Genomic DNA, 25265 nt, shown 5'->3' with positions numbered 1-25265 from the left:
GGTCAGCCTATCGGGCGCCTCGACCGGGCACATGCGTCGGGAGCTGTGCTGGGATCGGGACTATGACACCGCGGTTTCTGCCCTACTCCACCCGGCCCGGGCGACTGATGGCCCAGCTGCTCAGCGACATCGCCGTCATCATGTGGACGGCGCTCTGGCTACTCGTCGGGCTGGCGGTGTACGACGCCGTGTCGACGATCGCCGAGGCCGGCCGGCAAGTCGAGAGCGGGGCGCACGGCATTGCCGGCAACCTGGCGTCGGCCGGCCACGGCGCCCAGCAAATCCCCCTGGTAGGGGATGCGATCAGCAAACCGCTGAACTCCGCGAGCCAGGCCGCCCTGGACCTTGCCGGCGCGGGTCATGACCTGGACTCCACCGCGAGCTGGCTGGCGATCCTGCTCGCGATGGCCGTCGTCGCGGTCCCGATCCTCGTGGCGGACGTGCCGTGGCTCTTGCTGCGGCTGCGGTTCTTTCGACGCAAGCTGACGGTGAGCGCCCTGGCAGCGACCCCGGCCGGCGAGCAACTGCTGGCCCTGCGGGCGTTGACGAACCGGCCGCCGGGGCAGCTCGCCGCCATCAGCGTGGATCCGGTCGGCGGGTGGCGCCGGGAAGATCCGCTCACCATCCGGGCCCTGGCAGCGCTCGAACTACGGGCGGCCGGCATCTCGCCCCGCGGGGCGTAGCAGCGCGCGACCAAAGAGCAGCAGCCCCGCGACGACGACAATGAGCCACGCCGCCAACGCATCCCAGAAGAACACCAGCGAAACCGTCAGCAAGGATGGGTGGCCGATCTCGGCCGCCATGGCGTAACTGGCCGCGGAATACATGCCCAGCGGGAAGACGAAAGCCCACCACACGCCGGCGAAGCGCAGCATGCTGGGGCGCCGGCTGATCCGGTGCAAGACGAAGTAGATCAGCGGCGGTATCCACAAGGTGGCGGCCACCCACGTCACGACCGTGACCGCGCGCACCGGCCCGGCCAGCCAGGCGGGGGCCAGGACATGGATATTGTCACCGGCCAGCGTCGCAATCGCCAAGCCGCCCATCAGGATCCAGGTGTCGGGCTCGAACCCGTCACGGTCCTGCCGTTCGCTGACCACCCGCCAGAGGATCAGCCAGGTCATCAGCGCGTAGATGAGGATGGCGAACACCCACACCGCCACGGCAACGGCCAGCCACCAGCGATGTCCGGTGTGGTACGCCGCCCGGGCGATCACGATCGCCAGCCCGGAGGTTCCCACGCTGCCCAGTTCCCACGACCCGTGGGCATGGTCGCGCAGCGTCGCCCGTCGGCGCGACAACATGTTCCGCGAACTGAGCGCGATCAGCACCAGCCACGAGCACAGCCCAACCGCGCCGAGCGTCCGCAGCACCCACACGTTGGACTGCAGCCGGGTGTCGATGACCGCGCACGCAGCGACGAAGGTGAACAACCGAAGGGTGACATCCGGATCCGTCGCGTCCCAGCGCGACGTGCGACGCCCGCCAAGCGCCGCCGCGACCACCAGGAGCGTCAGGACGGCCAGGCCGGCGGTCGCGACGACGCCCAGCGTGTCACTGATCCGGCCATAGCCGTGGTCGCGCGCGGCGATCGACAGGATCCCCGTTGCCATCACGGCGGCGAAGACGTCCGGCGTCGGCTCGACATCGGCGCGTCCGATCCTCACCGCTCCTCGAAGAGTTCCACCACCAGGTGCCGGATGCCGGTATGCCGATTGCTGCGAGCCCATTCCACCGGCCGGACCACCCGTACCGCCCCGAACCGTGAAAACAGCTCCTCGTAGAGCACCCGCAGTTCCAACCGGGCCAGGTTGGCGCCCAGGCAATAGTGCACGCCCTGCCCGAATCCCAAGTGCGGGTTCGGCTTTCGGGTGATGTCGAATTCGTCGGCGCGCTCGAATACGCCGACGTCGCGATTCGCCGAACCCTCCCAGATCTGAACCTTCTGTCCCGCCCGGACCGGCTGTCCGCCGAGCGGGACGTCGCGAGTGGCGGTGCGGCGCTTGGACGGTGACGGCGACGTCCACCGCACGATCTCCTCGACGGCGGTCGGCAGCGCGTCGAGATCCGCACGCAACGCCCGCAGTTGCTCCGGATGGCCTGCCAGCGCCAGCAGCCCGCCGGCGACCGCGTTGCGCGTCGTCTCGGCTCCGGCGCTGAAGAGCAGGCTGAAGAACAGGTAGAGCTCGAGATCCGACAGCGACGGCGCATCCGCATCGTCGACCATCGCGTTCGCGACGACCGACAGCATGTCCTCGGTCGGCTCCGCCCGCTTGGATGCGATCAGCTGCCGGCCATAGTCGTACATCCGCGACCCGGCCTCTTCGACCGACGTTCGCGGCGAGAGCTGCGATAATGTGGCTTTGCGCGAACCGCCGAAGTCGAACTGCGGCTCGATGGCCTCGAACAGCCAATGCCGTTCGGACTCGGGGACTCCCAGCAGGATGCAGATCATCTGCATCGGCAGCTCGGCGGCGATGTCGACCAGGAAGTCGAACGGTTCACCGGGCACCACGGCATCCAGCAACCGGCGCGCCCGTGCCCGCAGATCGTCTTCGACCAGCCGGATCATCCGCGGCGTCAGCCCCGAGCTGACGAGTCGCCGGATCTGCGAGTGACGCGGGTCATCCATCATGTTCAGTACCTGTCCGGCGATGGCCAGGTCCTGCAGCAGCGTGCCGCCGTACGGCCGCGCACCGCCGGTGACCGACGAGTAGGTTGCCGGATCCCTCAGCACCTCAAGCGTTTCCGCATACGTGGCGACCGACCAGAAGCCCTCGCCGTCGGGGGTGTTGTCGGTCGGCTCGTGCCAGTACACGGGCGCCTCGCGCCGGTGGATGGCGAACAGATCATGGGGAAAACCGTTGGCGAAGTTGTCGAGATCGGTGAAGTCGATCCCCGCGAGCGCCCCGGCGAGAGTCACAGGATCGCGCCCGGGGCGTACTTGGCGGCGTCGGGATAGCGGCTCACCAACGCGTCGACCATCGCGGCCACCTCGTCCACCTGGTCACCGGCGGCACCGACGAACGCCTCCTTGTCGGCGAGCGCGGCATCGAGCGCGGACCGGTCCAGCGGCAGCCGCTCGTCGGCGGCCAGTCGGTCCAGCAGGTCGGGTTCCGCGCCGCGCTCGCGCATGGCCAGGGCCGTGGCGACCGCGTGTTCGCGGATCACGTGATGCGCGGCCTCGCGGCCCATGCCGGCGCGGACCGCGGCGATGAGCACCTTGGTGGTGGCCAGGAACGGCAGGTAGCGATCCAGTTCGCGGGCGATCACCGCGGGGTAGGCGCCGAATTCGTCGAGCACCGTCAGGAACGTCTCGATCTGCCCGTCGATGGCGAAGAAGCTGTCCGGCAACGCAACCCGGCGCACCACCGAACAGAACACGTCACCCTCGTTCCACTGCGCGCCCGCCAACTCGGCGGCCATCGAGGCGTAACCGCGCAGCACCACCTGCAACCCGTTGACCCGTTCGCAGCTGCGGGTGTTCATCTTGTGCGGCATCGCCGACGAGCCGACCTGGCCCGGGGCGAATCCCTCGGTGACGAGCTCGTGCCCGGCCATCAGCCGGATGGTGTGGGCCAGCGACGACGGGCCCGCACCGAGCTGCACCAGAGCGGACAGCACGTCGTGGTCGAGCGAACGGGGGTAGACCTGCCCGACACTGGTCAAAACCGTTGCGAAGCCCAGGAATTCGGCCACGCGTCGCTCGAGTTCAGCCAGCTTGGCCGGGTTCCCGTCCAGCAGGTCCAGCATGTCCTGGGCCGTGCCCATCGGGCCCTTGATGCCGCGCAGGGGGTAGCGGTCGATCAACTCGCGCAGCCGGGTCAACGCGATCAGCGTCTCTTGCGCGGCGGACGCGAACCGCTTGCCCAACGTGGTGGCCTGCGCGGCGACGTTGTGGCTGCGCCCGGCCATCACCAGGTCGCGGTATTCCACCGCACGCTCGGCAAGCCGCGCCGCCACCGCGATCCCATGGGAGAAGACCACTTCCAGGGATCGCCGGATCTGCAGCTGCTCCACGTTTTCGGTCAGGTCCCGGCTGGTCATGCCCTTGTGCACGTGCTCGTGACCGGCCAGCGCGTTGAACTCCTCGATGCGGGCTTTCACGTCGTGGCGCAGCGCGCGCTCGCGCTCCGCGATCGAGGACAAATCGACGTCGTCGAGCACCCGCTCGTAGTCGGCGACGGCGTCCTGCGGAACGTCCACCCCGAGCTCCGCCTGCGCCCGCAGCACCGCGAGCCAGAGCCGGCGCTCGGCGACGACCTTGGCCTGCGGCGACCAGATCGCGACCAATTCAGCGCTGGCGTACCGGGTGGCCAGGACATTCGGAATGCTCACAGACATAGAGCTTACGATCCGCCGCCCTACGCTAGGCAGGATGTACTTCGCCGGCGTCGATCTGGCCTGGGCCGGGCGCAACCCCACCGGGGTCGCGATCGTCGACTCGACGGGACTCCTGGTGCACATCGGCGCCGCCGGCGACGACGCCGATGTGCTGGCCGCGTTGTCGCCCTACGTGCGGGGGGATTGCGTGGTCGCCTTCGACGCTCCGCTGGTGGTGACCAACCCGACGGGCCAGCGTCCGGCCGAGACCGCACTCAACCGCGACTTCCGCAGGTTCGAGGCCGGGGCTCATCCGGCCAACACCGCGAAGCCAGAGTTCGCCGACGGGCCGCGTGCGGCGCGCATGGCGGACGCGATGGGGCTCGACATGGACCCGCGGTCTCCGGCACCGCGCCGCGCCATCGAGGTCTACCCCCATCCGGCCACCGTGGTGTTCTTCCGGCTGGCGCGAACGCTCAAGTACAAGGCCAAGCCGGGCCGGGGAGTCGACCAGCTCAAGTCCGAGCTGCTCGTGCTGATGGACGGCATCGAAAAGCTCGCGCATGCACCGGTGCCCTTACACGTGGCGGGTCATGAGGATTGGGCCCGGCTGCGCCACCGCGTGACCACCGCCCAGCGCAAGAGCGAGCTGCGCCGCGCCGAGGATCCGGTCGATGCCGTCGTCTGCGCCTACGTGGCGTTGTTCGCGCACCGCCGCCCGGCGGAGGTGACCGTTTACGGGGACTTCGCCACCGGATACATCGTGACGCCGTCGTTGCGGGCCGACCGCACCGGCCGCTGATCAATGGGCGCGAGCACGTCGATGAGATCGACCACCGTGCCCACCGCCGCCGCGTGCGGGTCGCGGCCCTCGACCAAAGCGGACACCACGCAGCCATCGACGGCACAGATCAGCGTGCACACCAGCTCGATGTGCACCGTGCGGCCCGATCGCTCGATGGCCTCGGCCACGGCCTCGGCGCGCTGCCGCAGGCTGCGACGCATGGTCTCGCGCAACGCGGGCAGCCGGGTGCACGCGATGTGCCGCTCGTAGCGCGAGATCAACTGGTCGCTGAGCCCCGGGCTGGACACGTCTCCGACCAGCAGGTCGACCAACACCTCGGCGATGGTTTCGGGTCCGCGACGCCGTCGGGACAGGGCGGCGACCCGAGACCGCAGCTGCGCCACCTCGATCATCGCGATGTGTTCGACGGCGCGCGCGATCAAATCGTCAAGGGACGAGAAGTAATACGTCGTAGACGCCAGCGGCAGTCCGGCGCGCCGAGCGACCGCGCGGTGACCCACCGCCTCGAATCCACCTTCGGCGAGCAACTCGGCGGCGGCGCTCACCAGCGCATACCGTCGACGTTCTCCCTTGGGAGTGACTGCTGAGGTCACGAGTAGCCATCGTGCCAGTCAAAGTGGTACTGCATTGCCATTTCCGCCAAACGGCCCGCCCAGACCAACGTGGCATGATGGCCCGCATGCCCGACATGAGCCGACGCGCCCTGCTGGGCCTCGGTGCCGCCGCCGCCGCGGGCGCAGTGGGCACGTATGGGCTCGACATTTTGTTCAAGCCCCGACCATCTCAGGCCGTGCCGCTGTCACCGGTCGGCACCCAGGGGCCGCTGGCGCCCCTGCCGAGCGCCCCTCTCGAGCCCGCTCCCCCGGGACAACCAGCGCCCACCATGGTGACGGGTTCCTTCGTTTCGGCGGCGCGCGGCGGGATCAACACCAACTGGGCCATCGCGCGGCCGCCCGGCCAGACCAAGGCGCTGCGAGCGGTGATCGCGCTGCACGGCAAGGGGAGTGACGCCTCCACGGTGATGGCCGGCGGAGTGGAACAGGGTCTGGCGCAGGCCGTCAACGCGGGGCTGCCGCCGTTTGCGGTGGTCGCCGTGGACGGCGGGGGCAGCTATTGGCACAAGCGGGCCTCGGGCGAGGACAGCGGGGCCATGGTGCTCGACGAGCTCATTCCGATGCTCGGGAGCCAGAACCTGGACACCTCGCGGGTGGCGTTTCTGGGTTGGTCGATGGGCGGCTACGGGGCCTTGCTGCTCGGCGGCCGGCTCGGCCCGGCACGCACCGCTGCGATCTGCGCGGTCAGTCCCGCACTGTGGCTCTCCCCCGGTGCGGCCGCGCCGGGCGCGTTCGACGGGCCCGACGACTTCGCGGCGAACTCGGTGTTCGGGATGCCTGCGCTGGCGTCGATTCCAATCCGGGTGGACTGCGGCGACAGCGACCCGTTCTACGCCGCGACCAAGCAGTTCATTGCACAGCTGCCCCATCCGCCCGCGGGCGGGTTCTCGCCCGGCGGGCACAACGGAGAGTTCTGGAGCTCGCAGCTGCCGGCCGAGTTGACCTGGATGGCGCCGCTACTGACGGCCTAGCCGTGGATCCGCGAGCGTAACCACACTGCGAAAAATCAGGCCGAAAATCGCAACGGCGTTACGCTCGCGAGGGTGACCGCACCATTCGATTGGAACTTCCCGTACCCCTGGCCGCGGAAGCCGATGCTGGCGGAAAACGTCGTGTGCACGTCACAACCGCTGGCCGCCCAGGCGGGCCTTGGAATGCTCGCCGAGGGTGGCAGCGCGGTGGACGCGGCGATCGCCACCGCCATCGCCCTCACCGTGGTGGAGCCGGTGTCCAACGGCATCGGCTCGGACGCCTTCGCCATCGTCTGGGATGGCCGCCAGCTGCACGGGCTGAACGCGTCGGGCCGCTCGCCCGCCGCCTGGACACCGGAATACTTCGGCGCCAAAGCCGTTCCCGCGCTGGGCTGGAACGCGGTGACCGTCCCCGGCGCGGTGTCGGCATGGACCGAACTGCACGCCAAGTTCGGCAGACTCCCGTTCGACACGCTCTTCGAGCCGGCAATCCGCTACGCCCGCAACGGGTTTCTGGTATCGCCGACCGTCGCGGACCAATGGAACGCACAGCTACCGCTGTTCGAACGACAGCCCGGCTTCGCGGCGGCATTCATGCCCGGCGGGCGGGCACCGAAACCCGGCGAGCGGTTCCAATTTTCCGAGCAGGCCACCACGCTCGAGAAGATCGCCGCGTCCAATGGCGAGGCGTTCTACCGCGGCGAGCTGGCCGCCCGACTCGAGGCGCACGCAACGGCCAACGACGGCGTGATGCGGGCCAGCGACCTCGCCGCGCACCGCGCCGACTGGGTGGGCACCATCAGTGGCCCTTACCGCGGGTACACCGTGCACGAGATCCCGCCCAACGGCCACGGGATCGTGGCCCTGATCGCCCTGGGGATCCTGGAGCACTTCGACATGGCTTCGCTCGCGGTCGATTCCGCCGACAGCGTGCACCTTCAGATCGAGGCGGTGAAGCTGGCATTCGCCGACGCGCAGGCTTACGTGGCCGACATCGAGCACATGCCGCTGCATCCGCAACACCTGCTCGACGCCGACTACCTGAGGCAGCGTGCGGCCCTGATCGACCGGGGGCGGGCGAAGCCGGCGTCGGCGGGCACGCCGGGCGGGGGAACCGTGTATCTGACCGCCGCCGACGCCGCGGGAATGATGGTGTCGATGATCCAGTCGAACTACATGGGATTCGGATCGGGTGTCGTGGTGCCGGGCACCGGCATATCACTGCAGAACCGCGGGGCGAATTTCGTTGCCGCCGAGGGCCATCCAAACCGGGTGGGGCCCGCCAAACGCCCCTACCACACCATCATTCCGGGCTTCGTCACCAAAGACGGCGCCCCGGTGATGAGCTTCGGCGTGATGGGCGGAACGATGCAACCTCAGGGGCACACCCAGGTGATGGTGCGCATCGCCGACCACGGGCAGAATCCCCAGGCGGCGTGTGACGGCCCACGGTTCCGCTGGGTGCAGGGCCTGCAGGTCGCCTGCGAGAAGGGCTTTCCTGCCGCGACGCTTGACGAGCTTGCCCGCCGCGGGCACGACCTGGTTGCGGTGGACGACTACAACCAGTTCGGCAGCTGTCAGGCGATCTGGCGGCTCGACGCCGGCTACTTCGCGGCGAGCGATCCGCGCCGCGACGGCCAGGCCGCGGGGTTCTAGACGCTGATCTTGCCCTCGGCGGCCAAGAGCGCGATGTCACCCCGAAAGTGGCTGCCGGGCAATCGGATCGTCGCCATCAGCTGGTACGCCTGCTCTCGGGCAGCGGCGAGGTCGGCGCCGGTGCCCACCACCGAGAGCACCCGGCCGCCCGACGAGACCACCTCGCCGTCGTCGCGCCGCGCCGTACCGGCGTGCAACACCCCCTCGGCCTCCGCGCCGGTGATCACGTCACCGACCCGCGGGCGGCCGGGATAGTTCTCCGCGGCCAGCACCACCGTGACGGCCGCGCCCTCGCGCCAGCGCAGGTCGCCGAAGTCGGCGAGCCGGCCGGCCCCCGCCGCGTACAGCAGCTGCCCGAGCGGCGATTCCAGCAGCGCCAGCACGGCCTGGGTCTCCGGATCGCCGAACCGGCAGTTGAATTCGACCACGGCCGGCCCGTTTGCGGTGATCGCCAGCCCGACGTACAGCAACCCGCAGAACGGGCTGCCCCGCCGAACCATCTCGGCCGCAACGGGTTCGACGATGTTGGCGACGATGTCACGGTACAGCTCGTCGGGAAGCCACGGAACCGGTGCGTAGGCGCCCATGCCACCGGTGTTGGGTCCGGTATCGCCCTCGCCGACACGTTTGAAGTCCTGCGCAGGCAGCAGCGGCACCACGGCCTCGCCGTCGACGACGCAGAACAGCGACACCTCGGGACCGTCCAGGTAAGACTCCAGTAGCACCGGGTGGCCCGCCTCGAGCAGTGCGGCGGCATGCGCGCGGGCCACGCCGCGATCCGCGGTCACCACCACGCCCTTGCCGGCGGCCAGCCGGTCGTCCTTCACCACCCAGGCCGGATCGCCCGCCGGAGGCCCGAACCGGTCCAGGGCCGCATCCAAATGGGCGGGGTTGTCGACGGTTTCACTGGCCGCGGTGCGCACGCCCGCCGCGGCCATGACCTCTTTGGCGAACGCCTTCGACCCTTCGATCCGGGCGGCATCCTTGCTGGGGCCGAAGCAGACGATGCCCGCGGCGCGCAGCGCGTCGGCCACGCCCAGCACGAGTGGCACTTCGGGACCGATGACCACCAGGTCAGCCCGGACGTCGCGGGCCAGGGCGACGACGTCGTCACCCGAACTGATGTCGACGTCGTGCTGCTCGGCCACCCGGGCGGTGCCCGCATTGCCGGGAGCGACGAATAGTGCCGTGACCTGGGGGTCTTTTCGAAGCGCCAGCAGCAGCGCATGTTCACGGGCGCCCGAACCGATTACCAGGACTCGCACGACACGTCAGACTAGCCCGGGCAAACGCCGCGCGCCCACTGCACCCGTATTCGGTCAGTCCTTGTCGCCGGAGTGCATCTTCAGGGCGGCGTCCACATTGGCCTTCTTGTCCTCTCCGGCGCCCTTCGCCGCCGCCTTCCTGCGCTTGGCGACGACGGCGTCGACGGCGCCGTTGAGCGCCGAACCCCGCGGGAACCCGAGATAGTGGGTGAGGAAGACGGCCATCTCCTTCAGCTCGGTCTCGGTGAGCTCCCCGTTGAGCAGCGCGGCGTTGATCTGGATCTCGGCCAGATCCCGGTTTCCGACCGCGGTCACCGCCGTCAGAGTCATGATGCGCTTGTCGCGCATCGACAATCCCGGTCGCGTCCAGATGCTGCCGAACAGGTGGTCGACGGTGAGATCGAAGTACGCGTCACCCTCGATGTTGGGCATCTCCCAGCCGTAGACCTCGTTCATCTTTTCGAGGCCTTTGCGGCGAAGTTCGTCCATCACGCCTCTTTCTCTTTGTGTGGCACCCCGAGGCCGGCCGCCAGTCCCTCGTAGGCCAACCGGGCCAGCGGCAGGTCGACCGACAACGCGTCGCCCAAATCTAGCGCCAGGCTCAGGTCTTTTTCGCCGAGGCCGCGGGTGTGCATGAAGGGCTGGTACAGGAAGTGTTCTGGCGTGAGGTCTTTCATGTCGTCGCGGACCATGATGGCTCCCGGCCCGCCGGTGAGGGCGTCGGTGTGACGGACCACCCGGCCCAGCGCCTGCAGGTCCAGGCCCGCCGCCTCGGCCAGTTTCATCGCTTCGCACGCCGCGACATACGACGTGAAAGTCAACATGTTGCGGGCCAACTTCATTCGTGTCCCCGCGCCCGGCTCGCCGGCGTGGATGACGACCGCCGCCCAGTGTTTGAACGCCGGCTTGATCCGCTCGTACACCTCGCGATCGGCCCCCACCATGGTGGCGAGCTCACCCTTCGCGGCGGCGGCCGCGCCACCGCTGACCGGCGCGTCGACGATGTGGATCCCCTGTGGTTTCAGATCACCGGCCAGTTCCGCGGCCGTGGTGTCGCTGATGGTCGAGTGGATCGCGATGACCGTGCCGGGCTTGGCGTGTGCCGCCAGTTCGCCGACCACCTGGCGAACCTGTGCGTCGTCCAGGACCGTGACGTGGATGATGTCGGCGGCCGCGACGTCGGCGACGCTGTCGGCCAGCCCGGCGCCCTTCTCGGCCAGGGGCGTCATGGCCTCCGATCTGATGTCGTAAACCGTTACCCCGCCGGGCCATTCGGTCATCTTGGTGGCCATCGGCGCGCCCATGTTGCCTAGCCCGATGTACCCGAGCTTCAAATGCTCAGTCATGACCGGATGATCTGCCCGCCGTCGACGTTGAAGATCTGCCCGGTGATCCACGATGCCTCATCGGACAGCAGGAACAGGCACATCCCGACCAGGTCCTCGGGAGTTCCCATGCGGGACAACGGCAGACCCTTGACGATGTCGGCGACCATCTCCTGCGGTGTGGTGGTCCGGTTGGCCTCGGTGTCGATCGGCCCGGGCGCGATCGCGTTGATGCGGATGTTCTGGCCGCCCAGCTCGCGGGAGAGCTGCTGGGTCAGGCCGTTGACGCCGACCTTTGCCAGGCCGTAGTAGTTCGAGTACAACCACGCGGCCGTGGAGGACTGGTTCACGATCGCCCCGCCGCCGCGCTTGGCCATTTTCTTATACACCGCGCGGGTGCACCACAACGCGCCGTCGAGGTTGACGCTCATGAACTTCTTGTAGTACTCGGGGTCGATGGTGAGCAGGAAGTCCAGCTTCATGCCGCCGAAGATGGCCGCGTTGTTCACCAGATAGTCGATGCCGCCGAATTCGGCCAGCGTGCGGTCGGCCATCGCCTTGGCCGACGCCGGGTCGGACACGTCGACCGGAACGGCCAGAGCGGTGCCGCCGTCGGCCACGATCTGCTTGGCCACTCCCTCGGCCGCCTCGGCCTTGATGTCGGCCACGACGACCGCGGCACCCTCCCGGGCCAACGCCTCCGCGTAGGCCTGGCCGATGCCGCCGCCGGACCCGGTGACGATGGCGACTTTGTTCTCGAATCGCATGCTTCAAACTCCTCTAGTTGACTGCCGTCGCAATGGTCTTGATCTCCAGGTACTCCTCGAAACCGGCCAGGCCCATCTCGCGGCCGTTTCCGGACTGCTTGTAACCGCCGAACGGCGCGTCGGCCGAGTACCAGACGCCGCCGTTGACGTTGATCGTGCCCGCGCGAACACGGGCGGCGACGCTCGCCGCCCTGTCGGGGTCCGCGCCGAACACCGTGCCCGACAACCCGTATGGCGAGTCGTTGGCGATGCGCACGGCATCATCGTCGCCATCGTGCGGGATCACCGTCAGGACCGGCCCGAAGATCTCCTCACGCGCGCAGCGGGCATCGTTGCCAAGGCCCGCGATCAACGTGGGCTCGATGAAGAAGCCGACGTCACGGTCGGCCGGCCGCCCACCTCCGCAGGCGAACGTCCCGCCTTCGGCGAGGGCCGACTCCAAATAGCCCTGGATCCGGTCGCGCTGGCGCGCCGAAATGACCGGCCCGCAGATGGTTCCGGGATCGGTGGGATCACCGGCCTTGATGCCCCCCATGGTGGCCGCGGCGATAGAGACTGCTTCGTCGTACCGCGCCCGCGGCACCACCAGCCGGGTGGTGATCGCGCAGCCCTGCCCGGCGTGCATGCAGACCGAGAATCCGGCCACGCCCACCGCGCCGCCCAGGTCGGCGTCGTCGAGGACGATGAACGCCGACTTGCCGCCCAGTTCGAGGAAGACCTTCTTGATGGTGGCGGCGCCGTCGGCCATCACGCTACGACCGGTGGCGGTCGACCCGGTGAACGAAACCATGTCCACCCGAGGGTCTTTCGCCAACAGCGCACCCACGCCGTGGTCGCTGGACGTGACGATGTTGATGACGCCGGGCGGAAAATCGGTGTGCTCGGCGATGAGTTCCCCCAGCACGGCGGCACACCAGGGGGTGTCGGGGGCGGGTTTGAGGACGACGGTGTTGCCGGCGGCCAGGGCGGGCCCGATCTTGGCGAGGTTGATCTGGTGGGGGAAGTTCCACGGGGTGATGGCGCCGACGACGCCGACGGCCTCGCGGGCGATGGTGCGCCGGGTCGGGATACCCATCGGAGACGCAACACCCAGATCCCGGTTGTACTCGTAGGATTCGGCGGTGTCCGCCGCGAACGCCAGGTCGCTCACCGGGATCTCGAGCTGGGCGATGCTGGTGAGCATCCGCGGCGCGCCGACTTCTGCGATGGTCAGGTCGCGCAACTCTTCGAGGTGTTGTTGCATCGCCTGCTGCAGCTGGCGCACGCATCGCACCCGCAGCTCGGTGTCGCGTGACCAGTCCGTCTCGTCGAAAGCGCGGCGCGCGGCGTCGATGGCGCGGCCCATGTCGTTGGCGTCGGCGTCGGCCGCGACCCCGAGCACCTCCTCGGTCGCCGGGTTGATCGTCGGAAAGGTGCCGGCGCTGCCGGGCGACATCTTGCCGTCGATGAACAGTGCACTCACGCCGTCGGCCAGCAAGGCCATCTCCCGCTCCCGTCTATCCGGACCACGTTGAACACGCGAATTCCAAGGGACATTTCGGTGGACAGTTGTCCGATATTCTCCGATGGAACCATAGCCGCCGGGCCGTCGGCGGTGCAAGGGCCGATCCCGGCTAAGGCAGCGGCGCGCCGAAAAACACCTAATTAACCAGCATGTCCATCGATCGGGCTTGCCTCAGTCCGAGTCGGTCCGATAGCTTGGACATGTGTCCAGCGATGCACTGGTGGCGATCACGTCGCAGGCCGACCACCAGAGGGGTCGGCCGGCGCGCAACCGCCGGCAGGAGGAGACCTTCCGCAAGGTGCTCGCGGCCGGCATCGAGACGCTCCGCGAGAAGTCATACGCCGACCTGACGGTGCGCGCGGTGGCTGCCCGCGCCAAAGTCGCGCCGGCGACCGCCTACACCTACTTCTCTTCGAAGAACCATCTGATCGCCGAGGTCTACCTGGACCTGGTGCGGCAGGTCCCCTACTTCACCGACGTCAACGACCCGATGCCGCACCGGGTCGAACAGGTGTTACGGCACCTGGCCCTGGTGGTCGCCGACGAGCCCGAGGTCAGTGCCGCGTGCACGACGGCGTTGCTCAGTGGGGGCGCCGAGCCCGCGGTGGCCGCCGCGCGCGACCGGATCGGCGCGGAGATCCACCGCCGCATCACCTCGGCCATGGGCCCCGACGCGGACCCCACCGCCGTGTCCGCGCTGGAGATGTCCTTCTTCGGCGCGCTGGTGCAGGCCGGCAGCGGCGAATTCACCTACCGCGAGATCGCCGACCGGCTGGCCTATGTGGTGCGGCTGATCCTCACCGGCGCGGCAGAGACAAGCCAGGAGACAACCACCGAATGACCGTTCACGTTGGCGACCACGAGCTGGTCCTCGATCCCTATGACTACGACTTCCACGAAGACCCGTACCCGTACTACAAGCGGCTGCGCGACGAGGCGCCGCTGTATCGCAACGAGGAGCTGAAGTTCTGGGCGCTGTCGCGGCACCAGGACGTGCTGCAGGGATTCCGTAACAGCACAACGCTATCCAACAAGTACGGCGTTTCGCTGGACCCGGCGTCGCGCGGTCCGCACGCGTCGAAAACGATGTCGTTTCTGGCGATGGACGATCCCGCACACCTGCGGCTGCGGACGCTGGTATCGAAGGGGTTCACGCCCAGGCGGATTCGCGAACTCGAGCCGCGCGTCACGGAGATCGCCACCCGGCACCTGGACACCATGCTGGAAAACGCCAAGGGCGGCACCGTCGACTACGTCGACGAGTTCGCCGGGAAGCTTCCCATGGACGTCATCAGCGAGTTGATGGGCGTCCCCGAGCCGGACCGCGCCCAGGTCCGGGCCTGGGCCGACGGGGTGATGCACCGCGAGGAGGGCGTCACCGACGTGCCACCAGAGGCTGTCGAGGCCTCCATCAACCTGATCGTCTATTACCAGGGGATGGTGGCCGAACGGCGCGAGCGGCTGACCGACGATCTGACCTCGGCCCTGCTGGAGGCCGAGATCGACGGCGACCGGCTCACCGACGAGGAAGTCCTCGGGTTCATGTTCCTGATGGTGATCGCCGGCAACGAGACCACCACCAAACTGCTTGCCAATGCCGCCTTTTGGGGCCACAAGAATCCGGATCAACTGACCCCGGTCTACGCCGACCTGTCGCGGGTGCCGCTGTGGGTCGAAGAGACCCTGCGCTACGACACATCCAGCCAGATTCTGGCGCGCACCGTGTCCGGTGAGCTCACCCTGTATGACACCACGATTCCCGAGGGCGACGTCCTGCTGCTGTTGCCCGGTTCGGGCCATCGCGACGAGCGGGTGTTCGACAATCCCGACGACTATCTGATCGGGCGCGAAATCGGGCCCAAGCTCTTGAGTTTCGGCAGTGGCGCACACTTCTGCCTGGGCGCGCATCTGGCGCGGATGGAAGCCCGGGTCGCGCTGACCGAGTTGTTCAAGCGAATCCGCGGATATGAGGTGGACGAGGCCAACGCCGTCCGAGTCCACTCCAGCAATGTCCGCGGATTCGCTCACCTACCCATGACCGTGGAGGTCCGCTGAATGCCCCGCTTTGACCCCCTGCCCGCACGCCGGCCGGCCATCGTGGCGGGTGCCTCCTCCGGCATCGGAGAGGCCACCGCCATCGAGCTCGCGGCGCACGGCTTCCCGGTCGCCCTCGGTGCCCGCCGGGTCGAGAAGCTCAACGACATCGTCGGCAAGATCAACGCCGAGGGCGGCGAGGCGGTCGGGTTCCACCTGGACGTCACCGACCCCAACTCGGTGAAAGCCTTTGTCGCGCAGTCCGTCGACGCGCTGGGTGACATCGAGGTCCTGGTCGCCGGCGCGGGCGACACCTACTTCGGCAAGCTCGCCGAGATCACCACCGACGAGTTCGAGTCGCAGTTGCAGATCCACCTCGTCGGCGCCAACCGGCTGGCCGCCGCGGTGCTGCCCGGCATGCTGGAGCGCCAGCGCGGCGACTTGATCTTCGTCGGGTCCGACGTCGCCCTGCGTCAGCGGCCGCACATGGGCGCCTACGGCGCGGCCAAGGCCGCGCTCGTCGCGATGGTCACCAACTTCCAGATGGAGCTCGAGGGCACCGGCGTGCGGGCGTCGATCGTGCACCCCGGCCCCACGAAGACGTCGATGGGCTGGAGCCTGCCCGCCGAGAAGATCGGTCCCGCGCTCGAGGACTGGGCCAAGTGGGGCCAGGCTCGCCACGACTACTTCCTGCGCGCGGCGGACCTCGCGCGAGCCATCACGTTCGTGGCCGAGACCCCGCGCGGTGGCTTCATCGCGAACATGGAGCTTCAGCCCGAAGCACCGTTGGCCCACAAGAAAGATCGCCAAAAGCTTGCGCTCGGCGAAGAGGGGATGCCGTCATGACCACCACCGCCACCGTGCCGCGGGTTTCCGGCGGCGAGGAAGAACACGGTCACCTCGAGGAGTTCCGCACCGACCCGATCGGTTTGATGAAGCGCGTCCGGGAGGAATGCGGCGACGTGGGCTGGTTCCAGCTGGTCGACAAGCACGTCATCCTGCTCTCCGGCGCCGGTGCCAACGAGTTCTTCTTCCGCTCGGCGGACGAAGAACTCGACCAGGCCGAGGCGTACCCCTTCATGACGCCGATCTTCGGCAAGGGCGTGGTGTTCGACGCCAGCCCCGAGCGGCGCAAGGAGATGCTGCACAACTCAGCGCTGCGCGGCGAACAGATGAAGGGCCACGCCGCCACCATCGAGGGTGAAGTCAAGAAGATGATCGCCAACTGGGGCGAGGAGGGCGAGATCGAGCTCCTCGACTTCTTCGCCGAGCTGACCATCTACACCTCGACGGCCTGCCTGATCGGGCTGAAGTTCCGCGAGCAGCTCGACCACCGGTTCGCCGAGTACTACCACATGCTCGAGCGCGGCACCGACCCGCTGTGCTACGTCGACCCATACCTGCCGATCGAGAGTTTCAAGATGCGCGACGAGGCACGTGTCAAGCTCGTCGCGTTGGTGCAGGAAATCATGGACCAGCGAATCGCCAACCCGCCCAAGGACAAGAGCGACCGCGACATGCTCGACGTGCTGGTCTCGATCAAAGACGAGGACGGCAAGCCGCGCTTCTCCGCCGACGAGGTCACCGGCATGTTCATCTCGCTGATGTTCGCTGGGCACCACACCAGCTCCGGAACCTCGGCGTGGACGCTGATCGAGTTGATCCGCCATCCCGACGTCTACGCCGAGGTGCTGGCCGAACTCGAGGAGCTCTACGCCGACGGCCAGGAGGTGAGTTTCCATGCGCTGCAGTCGATTCCGAAGCTGGACAACGTGGTCAAGGAGACGCTGCGGCTGCACCCCCCGCTGATCATCCTGATGCGGGTCGCCAAGGGCGAGTTCGAGGTCGAAGGCTTCCCGATTCACGCCGGCGACTACGTCGCGGCCTCGCCGGCGATCTCGAACCGGATTCCCGAGGACTTCCCCGATCCGGACGCCTTCAAGCCCGATCGCTACAACAAGCCCGAGCAGGCCGACATCGTCAACCGGTGGACCTGGATTCCGTTCGGCGCGGGGCGGCACAGGTGCGTCGGCGCCGCGTTCGCCCAGATGCAGATCAAGGCCATCTTCTCGGTCTTGTTGCGCGAGTATGACTTCGAGATGGCCCAACCGGCCGACAGCTATCACAACGACCACTCCAAAATGGTCGTCCAGCTCGCCCGGCCCGCGAAGGTCCACTACCGCAAGCGGAAAGCCGGATAAGTCATGGGGTTTCGGATCGAAGTGGATCTGGATTTGTGCCAGGGCCATGCCATGTGCGAACTGGAGGCGCCGGACTATTTCCGGGTGCCCAAACGGGGCAAGGTCGAGATCGTCGACCCCGAACCGCCCGAAGACGCCCGCGACGAAGTCGAACGCGCGGTCGATATGTGCCCAACTCATGCACTGTTCATCAGAGAGAAAGAAGACCGATAATGGCGTCACGCGAGGAACTCGAGGCATGGGTCGACCGCTGGCTGCAGGCCAACAAGGACTGTGAGAAGGCCGGTGACTGGCGGCCGTTGGCCGACTTCTACACCCCCGACGCCACCTACGGCTGGAACATCGGCCCCAAGGAAGACGTGATGTGCGTCGGCGTCGACGAGATCCGCAACATCGCCCTGGGCATGGAGATGGAGGGCCTGGAGAACTGGGTGTACGAGTACCAGAAGGTGCTCATCGACGAGAAGCAGCGCGAGGTCGTCGGCTTCTGGAAGCAGATCGTCAACAAGTCCGACGGCACCCAGGACGAGATCTACGGCATCGGCGGCAGCTGGTTCCGCCTCAACGCCGACAACCTCATCGAGTGGCAACGCGACTTCTTCGACTTCGGCCACGTCGCGAAGATGTTCGCCAACCTCATCGAATCCGGCGACCTCAGCGACGGCATGCAGAAGCGGATCGAACGCAGCATCGCCGGCGAGAAGCTGCCCGGCTACTACCCGCTCGGCCAGGCACCCGTGCCGATCTGGTGAGCGGACCAACCAAGCATTTGATTTGTTCCACGCGCTATGCTGACGCGACAAGGGTGCCTGTGGCGCCCGTCACCAAGTTGTCCGGCATGAAGGGGCCGGGCAGCTCTGATCGATTCAAAGGCGAAATGGGGTCAGGACCATCGTGAAGACAAAAGGCGCACTGATCTGGGAGTTCAACCAGCCGTGGTCCATCGAGGAAATCGAGATCGGCGACCCGCAAGCACACGAGGTCAAGATCCAGATGGAAGCGGCGGGCATGTGCCACTCCGATCATCACCTCGTCACCGGCGGAATCCCGATGGCAGGCTTCCCGGTGCTCGGCGGGCACGAGGGTGCCGGCATCGTCACCGAGGTCGGTCCGGGCGTGGAGGACATCGCCCCGGGCGACCACGTGGTGCTGTCGTTCATCCCGTCCTGCGGGCAATGCCCGACGTGCCAGGCCGGCATGCGCAACCTGTGTGACCTCGGGGCCGGGCTGCTCGGCGGCGCCGCGGTATCCGACGGCACCTTCCGCATCCAGGCGAAGGGTCAGAACGTCTTTCCCATGACGCTGCTGGGCACCTTCTCCCCGTACATGGTCGTGCACCGCAGCTCGGTGGTGAAGATCGACCCGTCGGTCCCGTTCGAGGTGGCCGCCCTGGTCGGCTGCGGCGTCACCACCGGCTATGGCTCGGCGGTCCGCACCGCCGACATCCGGCCGGGCCAGGACGTCGCCATCGTCGGCGTCGGCGGGGTCGGCATGGCAGCGCTGCAGGGCGCCGTCAACGCCGGCGCGCGCTACATCTTCGCGATCGACCCGGTCGAATGGAAGCGGGATCAGGCGTTGAAATTCGGTGCCACCCACGTCTACCCGGACATCAACGCGGCGCTGATGGGCATAATGGAGGTCACCTACGGGCTGATGGCTCACAAGGTCGTGGTCACGGTCGGCGAACTGCACGGCGCCGACGTCGACAACTACCTCAACATCACCCAGAAGGGCGGCACCTGCGTACTGACCGCCATCGGCAGCCTGCTGGACACCAACGTCAACCTGAACCTGGCGATGCTCACCCTGATGCAGAAGAACCTGCAGGGCACCATCTTCGGCGGCGGCAACCCGCAGTACGACATCCCGCAGCTGCTGTCGATGTACAAGGCCGGCAAGCTGAACCTGGACGACATGGTCACCACCCAGTACCGCCTGGAGCAGATCAACGAGGGCTACCAGGACATGCTGGACGGCAAGAACATTCGCGGGGTCATCCGGTACACGGACGCCGACAGGTAACAGCCGCCCCCACCGACTGGGTCCCGAGTGAGCGGGTTCGGGCACCTGCTGGCGCCGGGACGGATCGGCGCCATGACGGTGCGCAACCGCGTGGTCATGTCTCCGATGGAGACGATGTACGGCACGCCGGACGGGCTGCCGTCGCAACGCACCCGCGACTACTTCGCCGCGCGCGCCCGGGGCGGTGTCGGCTTGATCACGGTGGGCGCCACCGGGATCGACCACCACCACCCCGAGACGCCCGGGGGCCTGCATCTCGCGACCGATGCGGCCGTCGACGCGCACCGGGCGCTGGTGGATGTGGTGCACGAGCACGGCGCCAAGATCCAGCCCCAGATCGTGCACGCGGGGCCCGACGGCCTGGGGCCCGAGATGTTCGGTGTGCCGTCCCTGGGCCCGTCGGTGATCCCCTCCTACCTCACCGGGCGCCCGTCGCTCGAGATCAGCAAGCAACAGCTGTGCGAAGTGTTCGACTTGTTCAAGGCCGCGGCGCGGCGTGCGGTCGAGGCCGGATACGACGGCATCGAGTTGCACGCCGCGCACGGTTACATGCTGCTGGGCTCGTTCCTTGCCCCGCAGCGCAATCGGCGCACCGACGAATATCGGGGTGATTCGGCGCGGGGGCGGGCGCGGGTGGTGCTCGACGCGCTCGCCGCGATCCGCTCGGAGATCGGCGACACGCTGCCGATCACGCTGCGGATCTCCGGCTACGAACGGGTCGCCGGTGGACGGCCCATCTTCGAGACCGCACAGCTGGCACCGGAATTCGTGGCGGCGGGCGTCGACGCGTTCCACGTCAGCGGCGGGGTGATCGATCGGCTGGTGACCGGGATGGTCAACGGCGCCGACGACGGCGACGAGCTCAACGTCGGGGCCGCGGCGGCGATCAAGCAGGTGGTCGACGTGCCGGTGATCGCCGTGGGCCGCATCCACGACCCGGTCAGGGCCGAGCGGATCCTGGCCGACGGGCGGGCCGACTTCATCGCGATGGGGCGCCCCCTGCTGGCCGATCCCGACCTGCCGAGCAAGCTGCGCAACGGTCAGGCGCACCGGATCCGCCGGTGCATCTCCTGTGAAAACTGCATTGACGCAATGGAACAGCGTTTCTCCGTCGACTGCGCCGTCAATCCCCGCACCGGCAAAGAACGGGAAATGTCTCCCGCTCGCGCCACACGCGCCAAACGCGTGGTGGTGATCGGGGGCGGCCCCGCCGGGCTGGAGGCCGCCCGGGTGGCCGTCGAACGGGGCCACCGGGTGACCCTGTTCGAGCGCAGCGCCGCGCTGGGCGGGGCACTGCGCTGGGCTTCGATCCTGCACCCCGAGAATCAGCCGTTCCTGCAGTACCTGCGTGATGAAATCGACCGCAGCGGGGCGGAAGTCCATCTGGGTCAGGATATTTCGGCTCGGGACATCATCGCATCCGCACCGGACGCGGTGGTGGTAGCCACCGGCGGACGGGTCGCCGTGCCGGAATTTCCGGGCTCCGAGCTGCCGCACGTACGGACCGGCCCGGGGTTACGCGAATTACTCGGCGGGCGAGCCGAATCCGGCCCGGCCTGGCAACGCCTGGGGGCCGCCGCGCTGGGCGGGTGGCGGCAGCGGCTGGTGCGGCCCGCCGCGGTCCGGCTGGCCAGCCGCGCCTGGATGCCGCTGGGACGCCGGGTCGCCATCGTCGGCGGCGACCTGGTCGCCCTGGAGCTGGCTGAATTCCTGGCCAGCCGCGGCCGGCTGGTGTCGATACTCGAATCCGGCAGGAACATCGCCCCCGAAGTCGGCAACAAACGCAAGGCCGAGCACATGGACCGACTCGACCGGCTGGGCGTCACCGTGCACGTCCGGGCGACGGTGGAGCGGATCACCACCGAAGCGGTGGTGTTCACCCCCGCCGGTGGCACCGGCCGGCGGCTGCCGGCCGACAGCGTCGTGCTGGCCGGCGCCGTCGAACCCGACACCACCTTGTTCGACGCGCTCGTCGCCGCCCTCCCCGGCGCCCAGGTGCATGCCGCCGGCGACTGCACCGGGCTGGGGCTGATCCGCAAGGCCACCGAGGAAGGCGCGCGCGCCGCGTGCGCAATCTAGTGACAGGAGAGGTAACGATGACCCAAACCGCCCAATCCCCGGCGCTGACCGCATCGCAGTCGTCGTGGCGCTGCGCCCAAGGCAAAGACCGGGACGGCTGGCTGGCGCTGATGACCGACGACGTCGTCATCGAGGATCCGATCGGCAAGTCGGTAACCAATCCCGACGGCACGGGTGTGCGCGGCAAGGCGGCCGTTGGCGAGTTCTTCGACAACAACATCGCGAAGAATCAGCTGACCATCACCTGCGAGGAGACTTTCCCGTCGAGCTCGCCCGACGAGATCGCCCATATCCTGGTGCTGCAGAGCAAGTTTGAGGGCGGGATGACCAGCAAGGTGCGCGGCGTGTTCACCTACAAAGTCAACGACGCCGGGCTGATCACCAACATGCGCGGCTACTGGAACCTCGACGTGATGGAGTTCGGCCAGGAAGAGTGACGCCGCGGCGGTGTGGTTAGCGGCGCCTGAAGATCAGATGCGTGACGCCGCTCGGACTGCTCACCGACTCCACCGTGAATCGCTGCTGGAAGTCCTCAAGCCCCTCCCACAACGACTCCCCCCGTCCCAAGATGATGGGCACCAGCACGACGTGGAGGTGGTCGACGAGGTCTGCGGCAATGAATTGACGGACGGTCGAAGGTCCCCCACCGAGGCGGATGTCTCGATCCGCCGCGGCCTCTCGGGCCAGCTGGATAGCTTGCTCCGGACGGGCGTCGACGAAGTGGAAGGTTGTGCCGCCGTCCATCTCGATCGGTGGTCGAGGGTGGTGGGTGAGCACGAAGACCGGGGTGTGAAATGGCGGCTCGGCGCCCCACCACCCTTTCCACTCTTCACTGCCCGCCTGGCTTGTCCATGGACCGCGCTGCGGCCCGAACTTGTTGCGCCCCATGATTTCGGCGCCGACGCCCGGCGCCCACTGGCTGGCCAGGGCGTCGTCGACGCCAGTAGTGCCGCCCGATTCGCCGTGCATCGCTCGGAACGTGCGCGTCCCAAAGAACCACTCGTGCAACCGGCCGGCGGCGTGCCCGAAAGGCGCATCCAGGCTTTGGCCGATGCCGGTGGCGAAACCGTCGAGGGAAACCGAGAAGTTGTGCACGCGCACCTGTGACATGGTCGAAATCTCCTGAGTGTGTATCCCCGTTGAGCGTCCTTGCCTGGACTGACCATCGGCGCCCGTCGAACTCATCGCTCAGATTGCCGTCACGGTCGTGATGTGAGGCCGACCACGGCCGTGGCGGCAATTTCGCCGCCCCTATGCTGGGGCCATGGCGTCGATCTTCACCAAGATCATCAACCGTGAACTTCCCGGCCGCTTCGTCTACGAGGACGACGACGTCGTCGCGTTCCTGACGATCGAGCCCATGACCCAGGGGCACACGCTCGTCGTGCCGCGGGCCGAAATCGACCAGTGGCAGGACGTCGACGGCGCGACGTTCGCCCGGATCATGGCGGTGAGTCAGCTCATCGGCAAGGCGGTCTGCAAGGCCTTCAAGACCGAGCGTGCGGGGGTGATCATCGCCGGCCTGGAGGTGCCCCATCTGCACGTGCACGTGTTCCCCACCCGCCGCCTCAGCGACTTCGGCTTCGCCAACGTCGACCGCAACCCGTCACCGGAATCGCTGGACGAGGCGCAGGCCAAGATCAAGGCGGCCCTGGCTCAGTTGGCGTGAACCGGTTCCTGCGCCGGCACCTCGCTGACGCGCGGCAGCGTGACGCGGAAACAGCAGCCCTCGCCGGGCGAGGTGGTCACCGTGACAGCGCCGCCGTGCGCCCGCACCAGCGAGTCGACGATCGATAGCCCCAACCCCGTACCGCCGCTGGCGCGCGCCCGCGACGAGTCGGTGCGATAGAACCTCTCGAACACCCGCGACGCGTCCTGCTCGGTCATCCCGGGGCCCCTGTCGGCCACCTCGAGCACGGCGTCATCGCCGGCGGTGCCGACCCGCACGGTGACATCGGCGTTGGTCGGGGTGTGCTGCAGGGCGTTGGCGATGAGGTTGCTCAGCACCTGCCGGATCCGCGGTTCGTCGCCGAGCACCTCCGGGGTGCCCGGGCCGTCCAGCACCTCCATGGCGATGTTGCGTTTCGGATCCATCGCCTGCGCGTCGTGCACGGCGTCGCTGGCCAGCGCCAGCAGGTCGACCCGGTTGTGTTCGAGCGGTCGTTGCACATCCAGGCGGGCCAACAGCAGCAGGTCGTCGACCAGCAGCCCCATCCGGCTGGCTTCGCTCTCGATGCGCGACAACAGCATGGCGACGTCGCGCGCAGCGCCCTGGCGATACAACTCTGCGAAGCCCCGGATGGTCGTCAGCGGGGTGCGCAGCTCGTGACTGGCGTCGGTGATGAACCGCCGCATCCGCTCCTCCGAACCGCGCGCCTTCTCCGCCGAGGACTCCGAGGACGCGAGGGCTTCCTGGATCTGTGCGAGCATTCCGTTGAGGGCGAGCGACAGCCGGCCCACCTCGGTGCGCGGATCACGTTCCGGGACACGGCGATCCAACTGGCCGGCGGCGATCGCCGCGGCGGTCTTTTCGACCTCGGACAGCGGCCGCAGGCTGCGCTGAACCACCGCGAAGCCGGCGATGCCGACCACGACGAGCACCGCGACCCCGATGCCGATCTGCAGCCACACCAGGGAGCTGACCGTGTGTTGGACGTCGGACAGGTCGATCGCGACGGTCGTCAGGCCGTGCGGGCCGCGCACCGACACCGCGCGCCACTGGATGTCCGACCCGTTGACCGACGGCAGCGTCGTCGGATTGGGGCCCACGTCGTTGTCGGGCGGCAGCGCCGGTTCGGAGTTGCGGTCGTTGATGGCGGTGAACGGGGTGCCGTCGGTGCTGACGCCGCGCACGTAGAACTTGGACGGCGGGCGCCCCGGATCCGGGCCCTCGTAAGGGGGCGGCGACTGCTTGCGCGGGGCCTGCGCCCAGCCGCGCGACGCGTCGAGCAGCGTCTGGTCGATCCGGGAAACCAGGCTGTGCCGCAGGATCGACGTGACCGCGATGCCCGACACGGCCAGCCCGCAGGCCACCAGCACCAGGGTGGCGGCGACCAGCCCCACCCGGAGCGGCAATCCACGTCGATACTGCTTGGCCATCGGGGGTGACGCTTCGCTACCGCCGGTGACCGACCGCGGGCTCAGCGCGGTTCCCGCAGCACATAGCCCACCCCGCGCAAGGTATGCAGCAGCCGCTTCTCGCCGGTGTCGATCTTGCGCCGCAGGTACGACACGTAGGACTCGACGACATTGACGTCACCTCCGAAGTCGTACCGCCACACATGGTCGAGGATCTTGGGCTTGCTGAGCACCGTGCCCGCATTGATCACAAAGTAACGCAGCAACGTGAACTCGGTGGGCGACAAGGAGACCGGTTCACCGGCCTTCCACACCTCGTGGGTCTCCTCGTCGAGTTCGATGTCGGCGAAGGTCAGCCGGGCGCTGCGGGGCTCCGCTCCCCCCTTGCCCGCGCGCCGGAGGATGACGCGCAACCGGGCGACCACCTCTTCGAGGCTGAACGGCTTGGTCACGTAGTCGTCGCCGCCCAGGGTCAGGCCGGCGATCTTGTCCTGCAAGGAATCCCGGGCCGTCAGGAACAGCGCCGGGGCGTCGATACCGTCGGCGCGCAGGCGCCGCAACACCCCGAAGCCGTCCATGCCGGGCATCATCACGTCCAGGATCACCGCGTCGGGCCGGGCT

At 68.1% G+C, this 25265-nt stretch carries 24 protein-coding genes and 2 pseudogenes; 14 read left to right on the top strand and 12 right to left on the bottom strand.

The features are described from left to right. Positions 1-62 precede the first annotated feature (62 nt). On the top strand, positions 63-683 hold the full coding sequence (locus A5692_RS12380) for a hypothetical protein (protein WP_068056345.1): 621 nt from the start codon (positions 63-65) through the stop codon (positions 681-683). On the opposite strand, the gene A5692_RS12375 is transcribed toward A5692_RS12380, so the two are convergent. From A5692_RS12375 to purB, 3 genes are read right to left on the bottom strand one after another with little or no spacing between them, the layout of a single operon-like run. Next, positions 648-1667 (bottom strand): tellurite resistance/C4-dicarboxylate transporter family protein, encoded by a 1020-nt coding sequence (locus A5692_RS12375; protein WP_068056343.1) that lies wholly within the window; start codon positions 1665-1667, stop codon positions 648-650. The two genes, A5692_RS12380 and A5692_RS12375, sit on opposite strands and share 36 nt — an antisense overlap. Further along, positions 1664-2923, bottom strand: coding sequence for a cytochrome P450 (locus A5692_RS12370; RefSeq protein ID WP_068056341.1), 1260 nt, complete (start codon positions 2921-2923; stop codon positions 1664-1666). Before A5692_RS12370 ends, A5692_RS12375 begins: the two co-directional genes overlap by 4 nt. Then, complete coding sequence (gene purB / locus A5692_RS12365; RefSeq protein ID WP_068056339.1) at positions 2920-4338, bottom strand: adenylosuccinate lyase; 1419 nt, start codon at positions 4336-4338, stop codon at positions 2920-2922. The genes A5692_RS12370 and purB overlap by 4 nt, the downstream gene beginning before the upstream one ends. Before the next feature lie 40 nt (positions 4339-4378). Here purB and A5692_RS12360 point away from each other — a divergent pair, with 40 nt between their 5' ends. Then, a complete protein-coding gene (locus A5692_RS12360; protein WP_068056337.1) occupies positions 4379-5125 on the top strand; it encodes a DUF429 domain-containing protein in 747 nt (248 codons plus the stop codon). Here the strand turns inward: A5692_RS12360 and A5692_RS12355 are convergent. Then, a complete protein-coding gene (locus A5692_RS12355) occupies positions 5059-5721 on the bottom strand; it encodes a TetR/AcrR family transcriptional regulator (protein WP_068056335.1) in 663 nt (220 codons plus the stop codon). The genes A5692_RS12360 and A5692_RS12355 overlap by 67 nt on opposite strands. 74 nt (positions 5722-5795) lie before the next feature. On the opposite strand from A5692_RS12355, the gene A5692_RS12350 reads away from it, so the two are divergent. Together A5692_RS12350 and A5692_RS12345 are read left to right on the top strand one after the other, a co-directional pair. Then, entirely contained in the window at positions 5796-6713 is a 918-nt protein-coding gene (locus A5692_RS12350; protein ID WP_068056333.1) for an alpha/beta hydrolase-fold protein, read from the top strand. A gap of 72 nt (positions 6714-6785) precedes the next feature. Then, positions 6786-8369, top strand: coding sequence for a gamma-glutamyltransferase family protein (locus A5692_RS12345; protein ID WP_068056331.1), 1584 nt, complete (start codon positions 6786-6788; stop codon positions 8367-8369). On the opposite strand, the gene purD is transcribed toward A5692_RS12345, so the two are convergent. The 5 genes from purD to A5692_RS12320 are packed head-to-tail and all read right to left on the bottom strand — an operon-like array spanning position 8366 to position 13209. Continuing rightward, positions 8366-9634: a phosphoribosylamine--glycine ligase gene (gene purD, locus A5692_RS12340; RefSeq protein WP_068056329.1), complete on the bottom strand. Its 1269-nt coding sequence runs from the start codon at positions 9632-9634 to the stop codon at positions 8366-8368. The genes A5692_RS12345 and purD overlap by 4 nt on opposite strands. Before the next feature lie 54 nt (positions 9635-9688). Beyond that, a complete protein-coding gene (locus A5692_RS12335; RefSeq protein ID WP_068056326.1) occupies positions 9689-10123 on the bottom strand; it encodes a carboxymuconolactone decarboxylase family protein in 435 nt (144 codons plus the stop codon). Beyond that, complete coding sequence (locus A5692_RS12330) at positions 10123-10980, bottom strand: NAD(P)-dependent oxidoreductase (RefSeq protein WP_068056324.1); 858 nt, start codon at positions 10978-10980, stop codon at positions 10123-10125. Before A5692_RS12330 ends, A5692_RS12335 begins: the two co-directional genes overlap by 1 nt. Next, positions 10977-11726, bottom strand: coding sequence for an SDR family oxidoreductase (locus A5692_RS12325; RefSeq protein ID WP_068056322.1), 750 nt, complete (start codon positions 11724-11726; stop codon positions 10977-10979). Before A5692_RS12325 ends, A5692_RS12330 begins: the two co-directional genes overlap by 4 nt. A gap of 13 nt (positions 11727-11739) precedes the next feature. Then, on the bottom strand, positions 11740-13209 hold the full coding sequence (locus A5692_RS12320) for an aldehyde dehydrogenase (protein ID WP_068056320.1): 1470 nt from the start codon (positions 13207-13209) through the stop codon (positions 11740-11742). A 223-nt stretch (positions 13210-13432) separates the two neighbouring features. Here A5692_RS12320 and A5692_RS12315 point away from each other — a divergent pair, with 223 nt between their 5' ends. From A5692_RS12315 to A5692_RS12275, 9 genes are all read left to right on the top strand, one after another. After that, entirely contained in the window at positions 13433-14071 is a 639-nt protein-coding gene (locus A5692_RS12315) for a TetR family transcriptional regulator (protein ID WP_068056318.1), read from the top strand. Next, entirely contained in the window at positions 14068-15285 is a 1218-nt protein-coding gene (locus tag A5692_RS12310) for a cytochrome P450 (RefSeq protein WP_068056316.1), read from the top strand. The genes A5692_RS12315 and A5692_RS12310 overlap by 4 nt, the downstream gene beginning before the upstream one ends. Beyond that, positions 15286-16110, top strand: a complete 825-nt coding sequence (locus A5692_RS12305) for an SDR family oxidoreductase (RefSeq protein WP_068056314.1) — start codon at positions 15286-15288, stop codon at positions 16108-16110. Next, entirely contained in the window at positions 16107-17465 is a 1359-nt protein-coding gene (locus A5692_RS12300) for a cytochrome P450 (protein WP_068056312.1), read from the top strand. Before A5692_RS12305 ends, A5692_RS12300 begins: the two co-directional genes overlap by 4 nt. Before the next feature lie 3 nt (positions 17466-17468). Beyond that, positions 17469-17678, top strand: a complete 210-nt coding sequence (locus A5692_RS12295) for a ferredoxin (protein ID WP_068056310.1) — start codon at positions 17469-17471, stop codon at positions 17676-17678. Continuing rightward, a complete protein-coding gene (locus tag A5692_RS12290; protein WP_068056308.1) occupies positions 17678-18217 on the top strand; it encodes a hypothetical protein in 540 nt (179 codons plus the stop codon). The genes A5692_RS12295 and A5692_RS12290 overlap by 1 nt, the downstream gene beginning before the upstream one ends. 142 nt (positions 18218-18359) lie before the next feature. Further along, positions 18360-19487, top strand: a complete 1128-nt coding sequence (locus A5692_RS12285; protein ID WP_068056306.1) for an NDMA-dependent alcohol dehydrogenase — start codon at positions 18360-18362, stop codon at positions 19485-19487. A 27-nt stretch (positions 19488-19514) separates the two neighbouring features. Then, complete coding sequence (locus A5692_RS12280; protein ID WP_068056303.1) at positions 19515-21566, top strand: FAD-dependent oxidoreductase; 2052 nt, start codon at positions 19515-19517, stop codon at positions 21564-21566. A 17-nt stretch (positions 21567-21583) separates the two neighbouring features. Beyond that, complete coding sequence (locus tag A5692_RS12275) at positions 21584-22003, top strand: ketosteroid isomerase family protein (RefSeq protein ID WP_068056301.1); 420 nt, start codon at positions 21584-21586, stop codon at positions 22001-22003. A 16-nt stretch (positions 22004-22019) separates the two neighbouring features. Here A5692_RS12275 and A5692_RS12270 read toward each other — a convergent pair whose 3' ends face one another. Continuing rightward, positions 22020-22676: a dihydrofolate reductase family protein gene (locus tag A5692_RS12270; protein ID WP_068056299.1), complete on the bottom strand. Its 657-nt coding sequence runs from the start codon at positions 22674-22676 to the stop codon at positions 22020-22022. A gap of 154 nt (positions 22677-22830) precedes the next feature. Between A5692_RS12270 and A5692_RS12265 the strand changes: the two are divergent. Beyond that, positions 22831-23121 (top strand): annotated as a pseudogene (locus tag A5692_RS12265) (HIT family protein); the annotation flags it as partial. A gap of 85 nt (positions 23122-23206) precedes the next feature. On the opposite strand, the pseudogene A5692_RS12260 reads toward A5692_RS12265, so the two are convergent. Together A5692_RS12260 and phoP are read right to left on the bottom strand one after the other, a co-directional pair. Continuing rightward, positions 23207-24665, bottom strand: a pseudogene (locus tag A5692_RS12260) (sensor histidine kinase). 41 nt (positions 24666-24706) lie between these two features. Beyond that, on the bottom strand, positions 24707-25265 hold a 559-nt coding region (gene phoP, locus A5692_RS12255), incomplete at its 5' end, for a two-component system response regulator PhoP (protein ID WP_068056294.1).

The organism is Mycobacterium sp. E342 (genome assembly GCF_001667665.1).
In the GTDB taxonomy this organism is placed as follows: Bacteria; Actinomycetota; Actinomycetes; order Mycobacteriales; family Mycobacteriaceae; genus Mycobacterium.
The sequence above is the reverse complement of the archived record's forward strand: the minus strand, read 5'-3'. Positions and strand labels throughout refer to the sequence as shown.

Coding starts and splice junctions, on each gene's coding strand:
- A5692_RS12380 (WP_068056345.1), top strand. CDS start 63: ATGACACCGCGGTTTCTGCCCTACTCCACCCGGCCCGGGCGACTGATG.
- A5692_RS12360 (WP_068056337.1), top strand. CDS start 4,379: ATGTACTTCGCCGGCGTCGATCTGGCCTGGGCCGGGCGCAACCCCACC.
- A5692_RS12350 (WP_068056333.1), top strand. CDS start 5,796: ATGATGGCCCGCATGCCCGACATGAGCCGACGCGCCCTGCTGGGCCTC.
- A5692_RS12335 (WP_068056326.1), bottom strand. CDS start 10,123: ATGGACGAACTTCGCCGCAAAGGCCTCGAAAAGATGAACGAGGTCTAC.
- A5692_RS12330 (WP_068056324.1), bottom strand. CDS start 10,980: ATGACTGAGCATTTGAAGCTCGGGTACATCGGGCTAGGCAACATGGGC.
- A5692_RS12325 (WP_068056322.1), bottom strand. CDS start 11,726: ATGCGATTCGAGAACAAAGTCGCCATCGTCACCGGGTCCGGCGGCGGC.
- A5692_RS12320 (WP_068056320.1), bottom strand. CDS start 13,209: ATGGCCTTGCTGGCCGACGGCGTGAGTGCACTGTTCATCGACGGCAAG.
- A5692_RS12310 (WP_068056316.1), top strand. CDS start 14,068: ATGACCGTTCACGTTGGCGACCACGAGCTGGTCCTCGATCCCTATGAC.
- A5692_RS12305 (WP_068056314.1), top strand. CDS start 15,286: ATGCCCCGCTTTGACCCCCTGCCCGCACGCCGGCCGGCCATCGTGGCG.
- A5692_RS12300 (WP_068056312.1), top strand. CDS start 16,107: ATGACCACCACCGCCACCGTGCCGCGGGTTTCCGGCGGCGAGGAAGAA.
- A5692_RS12295 (WP_068056310.1), top strand. CDS start 17,469: ATGGGGTTTCGGATCGAAGTGGATCTGGATTTGTGCCAGGGCCATGCC.
- A5692_RS12290 (WP_068056308.1), top strand. CDS start 17,678: ATGGCGTCACGCGAGGAACTCGAGGCATGGGTCGACCGCTGGCTGCAG.
- A5692_RS12275 (WP_068056301.1), top strand. CDS start 21,584: ATGACCCAAACCGCCCAATCCCCGGCGCTGACCGCATCGCAGTCGTCG.
- A5692_RS12270 (WP_068056299.1), bottom strand. CDS start 22,676: ATGTCACAGGTGCGCGTGCACAACTTCTCGGTTTCCCTCGACGGTTTC.